This window comes from Geminocystis sp. M7585_C2015_104, from assembly GCA_015295805.1.
Classification (GTDB): Bacteria; Cyanobacteriota; Cyanobacteriia; order Cyanobacteriales; family Cyanobacteriaceae; genus DVEF01.
In genome coordinates this window covers 1-14,263 of sequence record DVEF01000075.1, presented here as the reverse complement: position 1 = coordinate 14,263, position 14,263 = coordinate 1, and the positions used below count along the sequence as shown (strand labels likewise).

Genomic DNA, 14,263 nt, shown 5'->3' with positions numbered 1-14,263 from the left:
AGCAGAAAAAATAGGTTTTCAGATGCCCCCCGGGGGGATTTTTGGGGAAGATTATGAAGATAATGTAATAATCCTTATTCTACTGAAACATTTTGGGGGTGCCTCAGTAGGATTTTAGGGGTGTTTATGGGTTGGAAACTAGGCTGGGGGGAAGAAAAAATAACTATAACTGCACTGCTAGAGAATGGGATGTGGCACTATTAGGGCAGGAAACTATCGGGAACGCCGCTAGGGGGACATATGATGGCATAACGAGTGGCATGACAGGAACTGTGGGCGGGTGGGGAAAAGGTGACCCACCCCTGTTTACATCTATTCTTGCTTAGGTTGAACGGTAGAGACGATATGTAATTCCTGAAGTTGTTTTTCTTCTACCTCACTGGGTGCACCGGTGAGTAGACAGCAGGCTTGTTGGGTTTTGGGGAAGGCTATTACATCCCTTATGGAATTTTCTCCTGCCATCAGCATCACTAGACGATCTAATCCGTAGGCAATACCGCCATGAGGTGGTGCACCATATTCAAACGCCTCTAGCAAAAAGCCGAATTTGCTTCTGGCTTCTTCTGAAGATAAGCCTATGGTGGTGAATACCTTTTCTTGTATCTCCTTCTGATGAATTCTGAGACTGCCACCGCCAATTTCCACCCCATTTAATACTAAATCGTAGGCTAAGGCTCTGGCATTGGGTAAATCGTCTATGTCGTCCGGGTGTGGCGCGGTGAAGGGGTGGTGTAATGCCTCTAGTCGTTTTTCTTCCTCATTCCATTCAAACATGGGGAAGTCTGTTATCCATACCAGGTTGATTTTGTTTTCGTCTATCAACCCCAATTCCCTACCAATGGCCATGCGTAGTCTATCTAGAGTCTTGTTGACAATATCAAAACTGCCAGCAGCAAACAGTAATAGGTATCCTGCCTCTGCCCCGGTTTTCTCTAATAATGCCTGTTTCTGGGAAGGGGAAAGGTTGTCCTTGATGGCGCCAATGGTGTCTATTTCCCCACCCTCTCTAACACGAATATAGGCGATTCCTCTTGCCCCTGCAATAGTTGCCTCTTTGAATAAATCTCCGCCGGGTTTGATTCTGACGTTGGCGATTTTCTCTCCCTGGGGTATGGGTAGGACTTTTACTATGCCCCCCTGCTTAACGGCATCGGCAAATACTTTGAAGCCACAGTCTTTTACTATTTCTGATACGTCTACTAATTCTAGACCAAAACGGGTGTCAGGACGGTCGCTCCCATAACGACTCATGGCTTCGGCATAGGTTAGACGGGGAAAAGGACGAGGCAAGTCAATATCCTTTACTGTCTTGAAAATGTGACAAATTAATGCCTCATTGAGTTCTAAAATTTCATCTAGACTCATGAAACTCATTTCCATGTCTAACTGGGTGAATTCCGGTTGTCTATCTGCCCGTAAATCTTCATCCCGGAAACAACGGGCAATCTGATAGTAACGGTCACACCCTGCTACCATTAGTAGTTGTTTGAATAACTGGGGCGACTGGGGAAGGGCATACCATAGTCCCTCATTCACCCTGGAGGGCACTAGGTAATCCCGAGCTCCTTCTGGTGTAGATTTTGTTAGGATGGGGGTTTCCACTTCTATAAAATTGTGTTCATCTTCCAGAAACCGACGGATAGCCTTGACTACCTGATGTCGCAGTTGGAGGTTACGACTCATTCTTTCCCGTCGCAAGTCAAGATAGCGGTATTTTAGCCGTAACTCTTCTCTCACATTCTCCTCGTCTACACTGGAAATGGCAAAGGGTAACTGTTTCCTCACCTCGTTTAACACTTCAATTTCCGTAGCATATACCTCTATTTCCCCCGTTGCTAGCTTCGGATTTATTGATTCTGTTGGCCTTTTACACACCCTCCCTGTCACCCTTACCACATATTCACTCCTCAGCCTTTCAGCACACTTGTATGAAATAGGAGTACGCTGCGGATCGCTTACTATTTGCACTATACCGGTTTTATCTCGTAAATCGATAAAGATAACACCCCCATGGTCTCTACGGCGATCAACCCAGCCATATAGGGTTACAATCTTATCAAGGTGTGCCAAACCCAATTCGCCACAATAATTCGTACGCATAATGTAGTTAATTGTCTCCCTGGACAACTTGCCTATCTCCGGAAAAACTGTACAAACCCCCTATTATAACTCGCCAATGGCCTCCAGATAGGGTTGCACATATCTCCTCCCTTTGTTTATAAAAAACTCCGTGAAGACATCCCCAAAATTCTCTTGGATTATGTCAAAGGCCCTATTCATCCTCTCTCTTCCATACACCAAAAACTGTGCCGTGGAAAGGGCGTAGAATTCTCTTTCTTTTTCTGGCAAGTTGTTCTTAAACGCCTGAATATATAAACTTCTTCCCTCATCTATCAGCCTAGCAATTTCCGGGGGAAAAGTAATGGTTTCACTCTTCAAATATATTCTTTTATTCTTGATGGAAGACATGGAAACGCTCATGCATTTTCTGGTTTTTTCTATGGGCAAACAATCCTTATCCCCCCGCCTATAAGCCCATTGGGTACAGCCGTTAGTAACCTCCAGGGCCCTTAATATTGCTAGTTTATCTAAGTTTTCTTTGTCTAAATTTGACCAGATGGTGATATAATCTACAATCAAATTCTGAAAGGAATCAAAATCATGAGAGAAATGATTTTTCAATTCTTTTATCTCTGCCAACTTTTCCCAGTGGATTGTCTTTAATAGTTCCATAAGGTAACACAAAGATTACGGGGCTTGTTCAGAGAATATTGTAGACAAAAAATAACTGGATATGTGGTATATTTTTAAGCGCATCCTACAGGGGATATTAACACTTTGGTTAGCCTCAGTGCTATGTTTTACCGTAAGTCAGCTTACCCCGGGGGATTATCTGGATAATTTGCGTCAAAACCCTACTGTTTCCCCCGAGACTATTGAGGAGTTAAGAATACGCTTTGGCTTGGATAAACCGGCTATTGAACAATACTGGCTATGGTTGAAACAGATAGTAACAAGGTTTGATTTTGGCCAGAGTTTTGTGTACTTTCGCCCTGTTTCTAGTTTGATTTTGGAGAGAATACCTGCTACCTTATTGCTGGCTATTTCTTCTTTGATTCTAACCTGGGCTATAGCTATACCTCTTGGGATTATAGGGGCAGTTCAACAAAATAGCCTTCTTGACAAGGTTTTGAGGGTGATTAGCTACATCGGACAGGGGTTTCCCAGCTTTATCACTGCCCTGCTATTGCTTATTGTGGCCCAAAATCTCTCCCCCCTTCTGCCAGTGGGCGGCATGACTAGCATCAATCACAGTGAGATGTCCACTTGGGGGAAAATTATGGACATCGCCTGGCATATGATTATGCCTACCATTGCCCTCACCATCACTGGTTTTGCTGGCTTACAGAGAATTACTAGGGGACAAATGCTAGATGTACTGAGACAAGAATACATAAGAACTGCAAGAGCTAAAGGATTGCCAGAAAACCGGGTGATTTATGTCCATGCCTTGCGCAATGCCATCAATCCCTTGATAACCCTTTTGGGGTTTGAATTTGCTAGTCTATTGAGTGGCTCGTTTATTGCTGAATACTTCTTCAACTGGCCAGGTTTAGGTAAACTGACACTACAGGCTTTACAAGCACAAGACAAGTATCTGGTAATGGCAAGTTTGATGATGGGGGCCACTATGTTGATCTTGGGAAACCTAATGGCAGACATTCTTTTAACTTTTGTAGACCCGCGCATACGTTTGGACAACATGAACTAAACTTGTATAGCTAGGAGAATAGAGGTGGAAGTATGATTCAAACTGACAACAGGAAACATGAAAGAAATGGCAAGGAAAGTATAGACGACTTGTCATCAGCTAGTGTGATATATGACAGTAACCAGAAGGAGGACACCCAGGAAGTCAATCTGGATTTATCGGGCTTTGACCAAGATGTAGTTTTAAGACCTACACCCGTGTGGTCGAGGGCCACCGCCTGGAGTCTTATGGGGGTGACTGTATGTAGTATTGTCTGGGCGGCTACCGCCGAAATTGAACAGGTGGTGATGGCGAGGGGGCAATTGAAACCAAAGGGCACAGTTAAGGAAATCCAGGCGCCCTTGTCAGGGGTGGTCAGAGAGGTAAAAATCAAAGATGGACAGCATATAAAACAGGGTCAAACCCTGGTAGTCTTCGACTCAGAAGCCAGTCGAGCCCAATTACAGTCTCTAGAGAAGATTAAAAACACCCTCTTACAAGAAAATAAATTCTATCGTGCCCTCACCCAGGCTTCCCTCACTCCCACGCTAGTGGAAAGGGAATTATTAAAACTGAATCTGCCGGCAGAAATCTCGGCTTTAGCCCTGAATAGGGCAGCTTTGGTGGCAGAAAACCAACTTTTTGAGGTTTTCTTGGGGGAAAACAAGAACATTAGCGCCCTTGCCCCAGAAGAGAAGGCAAGATTGGATACACTCTTGAGTGAATTAAACTCCCGCGCCTTGGCTGCCAAGTGGGAAATTACTCAATGGGAACACCAATTAAGTCAAAATCAGGCTAGACTTAATAATGCCCGTCAACAATTACGTGAGGAGGAATTGGTACTAAAAAAAATTGAACAACGGAATCGGCAGGCCATTGCTAAGGCAGAGGAAATACTGAAAATAGACCAAAATATTCTAAACACCCTCTCCCCTCTTGCGGAAGAAGGCGCCCTAGCAAAACTGCAATTAGAAAGGCAAAAACAGCGGGTAATGAGTAGCCAAAAAGAAGTGATTCAATTGCGGGCTGATGGGGAGATTGAAAGGAAAAAACAACAACAACAAATCCAAAACCGCCTGGCGGAAATTAGACAACTAGAAGAAGAGAATGAGCGTATTGTGGCCAATATTCGTCAGTCGCAACAGAAATATAAAAATGCCCTTGATGTCACCAGAAAGGAAATAAGAGAGCGTCTAGCAGAAAACCTAAAACGCCTCGCTGACATAGACAGTCAAATAAACAAATTAATCTTAGAAAATGAGAAGAAAATAGCGGAGTTGAACGGTCAAATTAGTGTGGCAAAACAGACAATTAAATATCAGGAACTAAAAGCCCCAGTGTCAGGGGTGGTGTTTGATTTAAAGGCCAATCCCGGTTTTGTGCCTAAGACTGGACAAGGGGAGACTCTGTTGAAAATTGTACCGGACCCAGGCCCAGAAAATCCCCTAGTTGCCGAAGTTTATGTTACCAATAAGGACATCGGTTTTGTGGAAGTTGGACAAAAGGCAGATGTACGTATTGACGCCTTCCCCTATAGTGAATTTGGTGATATTAAGGGTAGAGTCTATTTTGTCGGCTCTGATGCCCTAGAACCAAATCAGATTTACAACTTTTATCGTTTTCCCGTGAAAATAGACTTGGAATCCCAAAAACTGATAGTTCGGGGTCAACCGGTGGACTTGCAATCTGGTATGTCTGTTACTGTTAATATTAAGGTGAGGGAGAAAAGAACTGTATTAAGTCTATTTACAGAACAATTTACAAAGGGAGTAGAAACCCTCAAGCAGGTAAGATAAACAACAGGGCAATGGCAAAAAAGGCGGTAGTATTATTGTCGGGAGGATTAGACTCGGCAACAGTGGCGGCAATTGCAAGGGAGGATGGCTATGAGACTATTGGACTATCCTTCCATTATGGCCAAAGACATGTAAGGGAATTAGAAGCGGCAAAAAAACTGGCACCAAAACTGGGTATCCGGAAACATTTTATCGTGGAGGTGAATCTTTCCCTCTGGGGTGGCTCTTCTCTTACTGATACTAGTCTACCTGTGCCCCAAGAAGGTGTTAATCCTAATATTATCCCTTCTACCTATGTACCCGGGCGTAACACAGTATTCATTGCCATCGCCCTTTCCCTAGCAGAGGCGGTGGAAGCAGAAGCAATATACTTGGGTGTCAACGCCATTGACTATTCTGGTTATCCTGATTGTCGTCCGGAATACCTAGAGGCTTTTCAGCGGCTGGCCAATCTCTCTTCCAAGGCTGGTATCGAGGGAAAGGCGCCAAAGCTGGTTGCCCCCCTTATCCAACTGTCTAAGGTGGAAATAGTAAAAAAGGCTATTAGTTTAAGTGTACCAATTGAAGAAACCTGGTCTTGTTATCAGGGAGGAGAAAAACCTTGTGGGGTTTGTGACTCTTGTCGCATTCGTAACAAGGCTTTGATAGAGGCAGGCTATCCGGAATTAGTTAACACTGGGGGATGAAAATATGTTGTCGGAGACAGCCATTTTAACTGTCGGTTTGACTAAAAGATTTGAGAGACATATTGCTGTTAATAACGTCGACTTGGAGGTGAAAAAGGGGGAAGTTTATGGTTTAATTGGGCCTAATGGTGCTGGCAAAACCACGTTAATTCGCATGCTGGCAACGGCGGAAACCCCCAGCAAGGGGGAAATTTATCTTTTTGGCGAAAGGCTATCTACTGACTCCTCTTCCTCTCGCCTGAAACAGTATATAGGCTACCTGCCCGATGATTTTCCTGTCTATGAGGATTTGACTGTTATTGAATATCTGGAATATTTTGCCCGTCTATACAATGTCCCCCCATCCCAAAGACATCGCCGTCTCTCCGAGGTTCTAGAATTAGTACAACTAGAGTACAAACGAAACTCGGATATTTCTACCCTTTCTAGGGGGATGAAACAAAGACTAAGTCTAGCTAGGACTATTATCCACCAGCCTTTGGTATTACTCTTGGACGAACCCGTATCTGGATTGGATCCCATTGCCCGTAGGGAGTTTTGTAATATAATCAAAGTACTGAGAGAGGCGGGGATGACAATACTAATATCCTCTCACGTTTTGTCGGACTTGGCTGAATTGTGTACTGCCATAGGCATTATGGAATTAGGGTTTCTGGTGGAAAGTACCCCCCTTGCAGAATTATATCAACGTTTGGGGAGGAGATTTGTTCACATTACTGTATTGGGGGAGGAGGAGAGGCTAGAGAGGGAATTAAACAATTGCCGTAATGTTAGGGATTGGGAGAAACAGGGGAGACGGTATAAACTGGAGTTTGACGGCAGTGAGGCGGAGATGGCGGAGTTTCTCAAAGTTTTAGTTGTCGGGGGGATTCCCGTTTGTGACTATCACTGCCAACAGGAGGATTTAGAAACTATCTTCTTCAAACTGGGGCATAAACAGGTATCCTAGACTGCTAGTCTTCCCATAGACGTCTACGAGGGCTTCCATTGAAACGAGTATGGGCATCTTGTAGCAATTGGGGTATGTTAAGATTACAAGGACAACGAGGTAGACAGTCGCCACAAGAGGTACACTTGTCACCTTTTTTACCCCAAAACCAGTGTCCAGCATTTTCAAACATCTGATAGCGATACTGGGCGTATTCTGTCATCTCTAATCCCACCCCCAGATTGCGCAACCGGAGAATCTCAGGGATGTTAATGCCCTCTGGACAGGGCAAACACTGGTAACATTGAGCACAGTAGTCGGCAGCAAGGGTATGTTTTAGGGTGGTGGTGATTTTCTCTAAAGCCGCTGACTCTTCTGGTGTCAACTTTCCATCCTCGTCTGCCACCGAGAGGGGAAAATCTAACTCCTCTGGATTGCTAGGGCCCATACTCAGGGTGGTAATGCGTTTATCTGCCAGAAGGAAACGATAGGTTAACAGAAGGGGGTGGAAGGGATGACAGACTTGTTGTAGTTTAGCAGGAGGTTGATACAAACGCCCCCCCTTATCAGCTGGGGAGATAATAAACACCCCCAAATCCATTTTGTATGCCAAGTCTATTATGGGGTTATGGCGTTGGAAGAAGAAGTAGTAGTGGAGATTAACAAACTCAAACAACCCCGTTTCTATGGTTGCTTTGATAATATCAGAAGTGCCATGGGTGGAAAAACCAATATGACCAATTTTCCCCGCTTCTTTAGCCTCTTGCAACACTGTCAGACAACTATTGTCCCTTGTCAGTAATTCCAGATGCTGCCAGGTGTTTACCCCATGAATTGCCACACAGTCAATATAGTCTACCTTTAGCCTCCGTAACGATTCATCCAGATATTGTTGATAGAGTTGAGGTTTATCCACTGGTATAAACTTAGTAGTTATAATTACCCTCTCTCTGGGGTATTGGAGTCTTTTTAAAACACGTCCTAAATACAATTCACTATCCCCATAAGCCCTAGCCATTTCCAGGTGGTTGACTCCCAATTCCAATGCTCTAGCTACAGTTGCATACATTTGTTCTTCACTGTAGCAACAACGCATCAACCCCAGGGAGAAAACCGACAAGTTTAATCCAGTTTTGCCGAAACGACGGTACTTCATGAAGGTGGGGTGGGGTATATTTTTAGCCCCTCCCATTGTATCCTAAAAAGACAATCGTCTGGAAATGGCCGTAGTCCAGGTTTCGGTGATGTCGGATAGGGGTAATTCTAACAGACTGACGTTGTTGCCGGTGATAGTGAGAAAATTGCCACCCACTACCCCTATTAGTTGCCAACTGCTACCCAGATTTTCTTGTAAAAGGGCTTCCCAGGCGGTTTGCTGCTGGGGGGAAACAGAAACAACAATAACACTCGCTATCTCGCCGAATAACAACTCATCAAACCGTTTGTTGGGATGGCAGACAGTTACCTGACAACCTAGTTGGGAGGCAATACAACACTCAGCCAAGGCAACAGCAATACCACCCTCCGCACAGTCATGGGCAGATTTTACATAGCCAAGATGAATCCCCTTACGACAAGCAGATTGTACCTGTTTTTCCAAATCATAGTCCAAATGGGGGGGTTTGCCGGCTACAGTATTGTGGATGAGCGCGAGGTATTCGGATGCCCCAAGGGTGGGGTTAAACTCTCCTAAGAGATATATCAAATCTCCCTCTTGCTGCCAGGACAGTCCTACTGCCCTTCTAATATCAGGTATAATGCCAATCATGCCAATAACAGGGGTAGGATAGATAGGCTGGGGGTTACCTTCCTTGTCAATGGTTTCGTTATATAGGGACACATTGCCCCCAGTAACGGGAGTATTGAATCGGCTACAAGCCTCTGCTATTCCCCTACAGGCATGGTATAACTGCCAATAGCCTATTGGATTTTCCGGGCTGCCGAAATTCAAATTGTCCGTTACAGCCACTGGGGTTGCACCCACACAACTTAGGTTTCTGGCTGCTTCTGCCACTGCCAATGCCGCACCTCTGTGGGGGTCTAGATATACATATCTCCCATTACAATCTGTAGTAGCCGCCAAACCAATAATAGCTCCCCCTGGACTTTCATCCAACTGCCTTAACCGGATTACCGCTGCATCTGCTCTACCGGGTAACACTGCCGTATTGTTTTGTACCTGGTAGTCATATTGGCGGTATACCCATTTTTTAGAGGCAATGGAAGGGCTATCTAGGAGTTTTAGGAGGACATCACCCCATTTTTGCCCTAAAATGCCCTTTTCGTTGTCTTGAGGTAGCTGTAGGGGGGTCCAAGACCATGCTTTTTGAACATAGGAGGGAGGTTCGGACAGGACTTCTCGGTGATAAACGGGGGTATTTTCGGCGAGGGCGGTGGCTGGTACCTCAGCCGCAATGTTGCCCTGGTGGAGGATACGTACTACTGGTTCAGCTATAACCCGTCCAGCCACTACAGCGTGTAATCCCCAGCGTTTGAAGATAGCAATCAACTCGTCTTCCCTGCCTTTTTCGGCCACCAACAGCATTCTTTCCTGGGATTCCGAAAGGAGGTATTCGTAGGCAGTCATGCCGGTTTCCCTAGCGGGGATTTTATCCAAATCCAGTTCGATGCCCACACCTCCTTTTGCCGCCATCTCCGAGGTGGAACAGGTAATGCCGGCGGCGCCCATGTCCTGTGCTGCCACCACTGCCCCTGTTTTAAATGCCTCGAGACAGGCTTCAATGAGGCATTTTTCCAGGAAGGGATCTCCCACCTGGACGGCAGGACGATGGTCTATGGAGTCTTCTGTCAACTCGGCACTAGCAAAACTGGCACCTCCCATGCCATCCCTGCCGGTAGTTGAGCCTACGTATAGTACAGGATTTCCTATCCCCTTGGCGGCTGACTTTACAATTTCTTCCGTTTCCATCAATCCTATAGCCATCACATTCACCAGGGGGTTATCCTTATAGGCGGCATCAAAATACACCTCACCCCCCACGGTGGGCACTCCCACACAATTGCCATAATGGGAGATACCGGCTACTACTCCCTGGAATATTCGTTTGACATGGGGGTTATCTAGATTGCCAAAGCGAAGGGAATTCAAAACGGCGATGGGGCGTGCCCCCATGGTGAATATATCCCGAAGTATACCCCCTACTCCTGTGGCGGCCCCTTGAAATGGCTCGATGGCGCTGGGATGGTTGTGGGATTCTATTTTAAAGGCTATTCTTAGGCCATTACCAAAGTCTACCACGCCCGCGTTTTCTCCAGGACCTACTAGTATTCTCTCTCCCTGGGTGGGAAATTGGGACAATAACGGTTTAGAATTCTTATAACAACAGTGTTCTGACCACATCACCCCGAACATCCCCAATTCTGCCTTATTGGGGTGTCTTCCCAGTCTTTTTACTATTTCCTCATACTCTTCTGGTTTAATCCCCTCGGCGGCTATTTCTTCCGCTGGGAAGGGTGCTGTTTCTATTGCTGCCTGTTTTTTTTTCATGGAATCCCTCTTAACCCTGTCACAGACACCAGATACAATATACCAGTAATCGGGAGCTGTCTTTTGGCCTCTGATGGTTTTATTTTATTACTTCTTCCAATTTTTATATGCTAAAGAGACTTTGGTATTTCTTATTTACCCTGTTACCGGACAAAAGTTTCATGGCTTTAATTCATATAACTGAGAATATTGTTTCAAAAATTCTCTCCCTGGCGCTAATTGTTGTTATATTCGTTTCTATTTTTGACTTAATTTATGTCCTATTATCTGACTTGTTGTTCGACGAAAAAATAGGTTTTTTGAACAACACTTTAGTAGACATTTTTGGCCTTTTTTTGAATGTGTTAATTGCCCTGGAGTTATTAGAGAATATAACAGTGTATTTGCGTAAGCACATTGTGCAACTGGAGCTGGTTTTAATAACAGCAATGATTGCCGTGGCTAGGAAAATAATAATTTTTAACCCGGAGAAGTATGACAAAAGCAGTATAGTGAGTCTGGGGCTTGGAATCTTGTGTTTGGCTGGCAGTTATGGCATAATTTACTATGTAAATAGAAAAAAGGAAGGGGATTAGGTTATTTTTTCTTGTCTCTATCCTCCCGAAGATAAAGAAGAACCATGATAGTTACAACTGCAATTTGGACAAAAAGATTATAGAAATTTTCAGAAATATTTTGCCCGTTTATAATACGGGGCACAATAAAAAAAATGCCAATGAAACCAGAGGCAGCGAAAGTGAAATAAAATAGTTTCCTAAGGCCCTTATAAGGGGCCTTTATTTCTGCCTTTAATTGAGCGTATTTCTGTGAATGGGGATGATTATTGTGCTTGTCCATGGAAAAAATCAATATTAGGATATCAGATCATATTACTAGTTTCTAGAGCCATTTGCATAAGAGTTTCTTGGGCAATAATTTCCTTTTCGCCAGGTTTGGGCTGTCGTCTCACATAACTGCCATCACTTTGTAACTCCCAGGCATGACAATTGTCTGCAAGCATTACCCCCAGAATCTCTTGTAACTGTTTCATCAACTTTGGCTCTTCTACAGGTGTTACAGTTTCCACACGACGGGATAGATTACGAGTCATCCAGTCTGCGCTACCAATGTATACTTCTTCTCTACCATTATTGTAGAAGTAGAAAATACGAGAGTGTTCCAAAAAGCGGCCAACAATACTAATAACCTTGATATTATCACTAATACCCTCTAAGCCAGGACGAAGACAGCAAATACCACGCACAATCAAGTCGATTTTAACACCGGCACGGGAGGCACGATACAGAGCCCGAATTACTTGAACATCTACCAGGGCATTCATTTTAGCAACAATACGGCCAGTGCCCCCATTGCGGACATTTTCTGCTTCCCTATCGATCATGGCGATGATTCTATCCCGCATAGTCACGGGGGCAACTAACAACTTGCGGTAGGATTTTTGTCTAGAATAACCAGTAAGGTAGTTAAACAAGTCAGTTACATCCGCACCCAAATCCTCCCTGCAACTAATCAACCCCAAGTCTGTGTAGAGTTTAGCAGTTTTGGGGTTATAGTTGCCCGTGCCAATGTGGACGTAACGACGAATTGTATCTTTCTCCTTGCGTACTACTAGGGCTATTTTAGTATGTGTCTTTAAACCCACGATACCATATACCACGTGGACTCCCGCTTTTTCTAGCCGCCGCGCCCAATTTATGTTATTCTCTTCGTCAAAACGAGCCTTTAATTCTACTAAGGCTACCACCTGTTTTCCTCTTTCTGCAGCCTCGATTAGAGCTTGTAGAATGGGAGAATCACCAGAGGTTCGATAGAGAGTCATTTTGATAGCAAGAACTTTTGGATCCCTGGCGGCCTGTACGATAAACTGTTGCACAGTGGCGGCGAAGGAATGATAGGGGTGGTGTACCAACAGATCCGACTTACGGATCATAGCAAAGAACTCTTCACTGATGTCTTCGTCACTGTCAGCCTTAGCGTTTTCCAAATTCTGGAATTCGTCAAAGGGGGGGGGCACAACTCCATTCCAGGGAGGATCTTTTAATTCTGGTAATGGCAAAGACATAAGGGAAAATAGGTCATTCAGGGCCAGTAAACCATCTATTTCGTAAATGTCAATGGGTTGTAATTCTAATGCCTCCATCAACATTTGCTTAATTTTCTCAGGCATGTTAGGATGAATTTCTAGCCTTACGGCTGAGCCTGCAAAATGCCTGCGACGCAATTCCTGTTCAATGGCTTGTAGCAAATCATCCGCCTCATCTTCTTGTACGGCTAAATCCGCATCACGGGTTAAACGAAACTCATGGCACTCTTGTACATCCATGCCTGGGAAGAGGGCATCCAGATGATGAGCTATAACTTGTTCCAAGGGTACTGCAACAAAGAGGGCATTTTCCGGGGAATCGGCCAAATGGAGGGGTAATGGGAGAAAACGGGGAAGGGTTTTAGGCACTTTTACTCTGGCAAATAATTCTTCTCCCGTGTCGGGATTTTTCACCAACACCGCTAAGTTTAAACTCAAATTGGAGATGTGAGGGAAGGGGTGACTGGGGTCCACTGCCAGGGGCGTTAAAACAGGGAAAATATTATTGGCAAAGTATTCGTGAAGGTATTGTCTCTGTTCTAGATTTAGCTCTACAAAGTCTAACAGGTATACTCCAAATTTTTTCAACTCCTGTCGCAGTCTTTCAAAGTTGTCTATTTGTAGCCTGATAAGGGGTCGTAGTTTCTTGTTAATATCCTGTATTTGTTGAAGAGGGGTCCTGCCGTCGGGGGTTAATTTGGTTACCTCTGCTTCCACTTGACGTTTTAACCCTGCCACCCTCACCATGAAAAACTCGTCTAGGTTGGAACTGAAAATAGCAGTAAACTTGAGTCTTTCCAACAGGGGTGTCCTTTCACTTAAAGCTATTTGTAACACTCTATAATTAAATTCTAGCCAGCTCAACTCCCGATTGAAGTAGTATTCTGGATTTTTAAGGTTAATATCCTCCCCAGGCAGATATTCAGTCTTCATTCCCTTTGTTTTTTCCTTCTTTGGTGACATTACCCAAAAAACAATACTATGCCTTCCATAACCATGTTAACCCCTTTCCAAGATAAGATTACAGGGAAAGTGAAACTGGTGGCCATACCTTAGGATTGTCCGGATAAAGGGCCAAGAGACGTTTGGGGGAGTAGGCAAAGACGTGTTAAGCTAGGAGTTTGAAGTTTTGTAAAGGGAATTTTATGTGGGCAAGTGCCATTACTGCTTATTTGCACTATTTAAGCATAGGAGTTATCTTTGCCGCCCTGGCCATTGAGTATTTCACCCTCAAGGAGGATTTAGAAGCCAAAGAGGCGTGGCGAATTTTATGGGCAGATAGTGCCTATGGTATTGCCGCCGTAACCATTTTAGTGACTGGCCTTTTGAGGGTATTTTACTACGGCAAGGGGACTGCTTATTATACGGCTATGACAGTATTTTGGCTGAAGGTGGGACTATTTTTGGTGGTGGGGATGGTATCCTTGTATCCCACCTTCTCCTTCCTCATGTGGTTAAAATCCCTTATTGGCGAAAAGCCTGCAGAAAGGGTAAAGCTATTGCACTATAGG

12 protein-coding genes are annotated in these 14,263 nt (G+C 44.5%); 6 read left to right on the top strand and 6 right to left on the bottom strand.

Annotation, left to right across the window (positions count from 1 at the left end):
• Positions 1-312: 312 nt before the first annotated feature.
• Together aspS and IGQ44_08845 are read right to left on the bottom strand one after the other, a co-directional pair.
• Positions 313-2,100, bottom strand: a complete 1,788-nt coding sequence (gene aspS / locus IGQ44_08850; protein HIK38085.1) for an aspartate--tRNA ligase — start codon at positions 2,098-2,100, stop codon at positions 313-315.
• Between the two features lie 63 nt (positions 2,101-2,163).
• Positions 2,164-2,733: a hypothetical protein gene (locus IGQ44_08845; protein ID HIK38084.1), complete on the bottom strand. Its 570-nt coding sequence runs from the start codon at positions 2,731-2,733 to the stop codon at positions 2,164-2,166.
• 61 nt (positions 2,734-2,794) lie between these two features.
• On the opposite strand from IGQ44_08845, the gene IGQ44_08840 reads away from it, so the two are divergent.
• Genes IGQ44_08840 through IGQ44_08825 form a run of 4 tightly spaced genes read left to right on the top strand, consistent with a single transcriptional unit; the run spans position 2,795 to position 7,182 of the window.
• Positions 2,795-3,772 (top strand): ABC transporter permease, encoded by a 978-nt coding sequence (locus tag IGQ44_08840; protein ID HIK38083.1) that lies wholly within the window; start codon positions 2,795-2,797, stop codon positions 3,770-3,772.
• 32 nt (positions 3,773-3,804) lie between these two features.
• Complete coding sequence (locus IGQ44_08835) at positions 3,805-5,547, top strand: HlyD family efflux transporter periplasmic adaptor subunit (protein HIK38082.1); 1,743 nt, start codon at positions 3,805-3,807, stop codon at positions 5,545-5,547.
• A gap of 11 nt (positions 5,548-5,558) precedes the next feature.
• Positions 5,559-6,233, top strand: coding sequence for a 7-cyano-7-deazaguanine synthase QueC (gene queC, locus IGQ44_08830; protein HIK38081.1), 675 nt, complete (start codon positions 5,559-5,561; stop codon positions 6,231-6,233).
• Positions 6,234-6,237: 4 nt separating this feature from the next.
• Positions 6,238-7,182 carry an ABC transporter ATP-binding protein gene (locus IGQ44_08825; protein ID HIK38080.1) on the top strand — a complete coding sequence of 315 codons (945 nt, stop codon included), beginning with the start codon at positions 6,238-6,240 and terminating at the stop codon, positions 7,180-7,182.
• Between the two features lie 4 nt (positions 7,183-7,186).
• Here the strand turns inward: IGQ44_08825 and IGQ44_08820 are convergent, their stop codons facing one another.
• Both IGQ44_08820 and purL read right to left on the bottom strand, forming a co-directional pair.
• A complete protein-coding gene (locus tag IGQ44_08820) occupies positions 7,187-8,317 on the bottom strand; it encodes an aldo/keto reductase (GenBank protein ID HIK38079.1) in 1,131 nt (376 codons plus the stop codon).
• Between the two features lie 42 nt (positions 8,318-8,359).
• On the bottom strand, positions 8,360-10,669 hold the full coding sequence (gene purL, locus IGQ44_08815; GenBank protein HIK38078.1) for a phosphoribosylformylglycinamidine synthase subunit PurL: 2,310 nt from the start codon (positions 10,667-10,669) through the stop codon (positions 8,360-8,362).
• Between the two features lie 107 nt (positions 10,670-10,776).
• On the opposite strand from purL, the gene IGQ44_08810 reads away from it, so the two are divergent.
• Entirely contained in the window at positions 10,777-11,244 is a 468-nt protein-coding gene (locus IGQ44_08810; protein ID HIK38077.1) for a phosphate-starvation-inducible PsiE family protein, read from the top strand.
• Between the two features lies 1 nt (position 11,245).
• Here the strand turns inward: IGQ44_08810 and IGQ44_08805 are convergent, their stop codons facing one another.
• Positions 11,246-11,506: a DUF3493 domain-containing protein gene (locus IGQ44_08805; protein ID HIK38076.1), complete on the bottom strand. Its 261-nt coding sequence runs from the start codon at positions 11,504-11,506 to the stop codon at positions 11,246-11,248.
• Positions 11,507-11,528: 22 nt separating this feature from the next.
• Positions 11,529-13,685: a polyphosphate kinase 1 gene (ppk1, locus tag IGQ44_08800; GenBank protein ID HIK38075.1), complete on the bottom strand. Its 2,157-nt coding sequence runs from the start codon at positions 13,683-13,685 to the stop codon at positions 11,529-11,531.
• Between the two features lie 212 nt (positions 13,686-13,897).
• Here ppk1 and IGQ44_08795 point away from each other — a divergent pair.
• Positions 13,898-14,263, top strand: a 366-nt coding sequence (locus tag IGQ44_08795; GenBank protein HIK38074.1) for a DUF2214 family protein, incomplete at its 3' end; no start/stop codon positions are given.

Coding starts and splice junctions, on each gene's coding strand:
- IGQ44_08840 (HIK38083.1), top strand. CDS start 2,795: ATGTGGTATATTTTTAAGCGCATCCTACAGGGGATATTAACACTTTGG.
- ppk1 (HIK38075.1), bottom strand. CDS start 13,685: ATGAAGACTGAATATCTGCCTGGGGAGGATATTAACCTTAAAAATCCA.
- IGQ44_08820 (HIK38079.1), bottom strand. CDS start 8,317: ATGAAGTACCGTCGTTTCGGCAAAACTGGATTAAACTTGTCGGTTTTC.
- IGQ44_08835 (HIK38082.1), top strand. CDS start 3,805: ATGATTCAAACTGACAACAGGAAACATGAAAGAAATGGCAAGGAAAGT.
- IGQ44_08810 (HIK38077.1), top strand. CDS start 10,777: ATGCTAAAGAGACTTTGGTATTTCTTATTTACCCTGTTACCGGACAAA.
- purL (HIK38078.1), bottom strand. CDS start 10,669: ATGAAAAAAAAACAGGCAGCAATAGAAACAGCACCCTTCCCAGCGGAA.
- IGQ44_08845 (HIK38084.1), bottom strand. CDS start 2,733: ATGGAACTATTAAAGACAATCCACTGGGAAAAGTTGGCAGAGATAAAA.
- aspS (HIK38085.1), bottom strand. CDS start 2,100: ATGCGTACGAATTATTGTGGCGAATTGGGTTTGGCACACCTTGATAAG.
- queC (HIK38081.1), top strand. CDS start 5,559: ATGGCAAAAAAGGCGGTAGTATTATTGTCGGGAGGATTAGACTCGGCA.
- IGQ44_08825 (HIK38080.1), top strand. CDS start 6,238: ATGTTGTCGGAGACAGCCATTTTAACTGTCGGTTTGACTAAAAGATTT.
- IGQ44_08805 (HIK38076.1), bottom strand. CDS start 11,506: ATGGACAAGCACAATAATCATCCCCATTCACAGAAATACGCTCAATTA.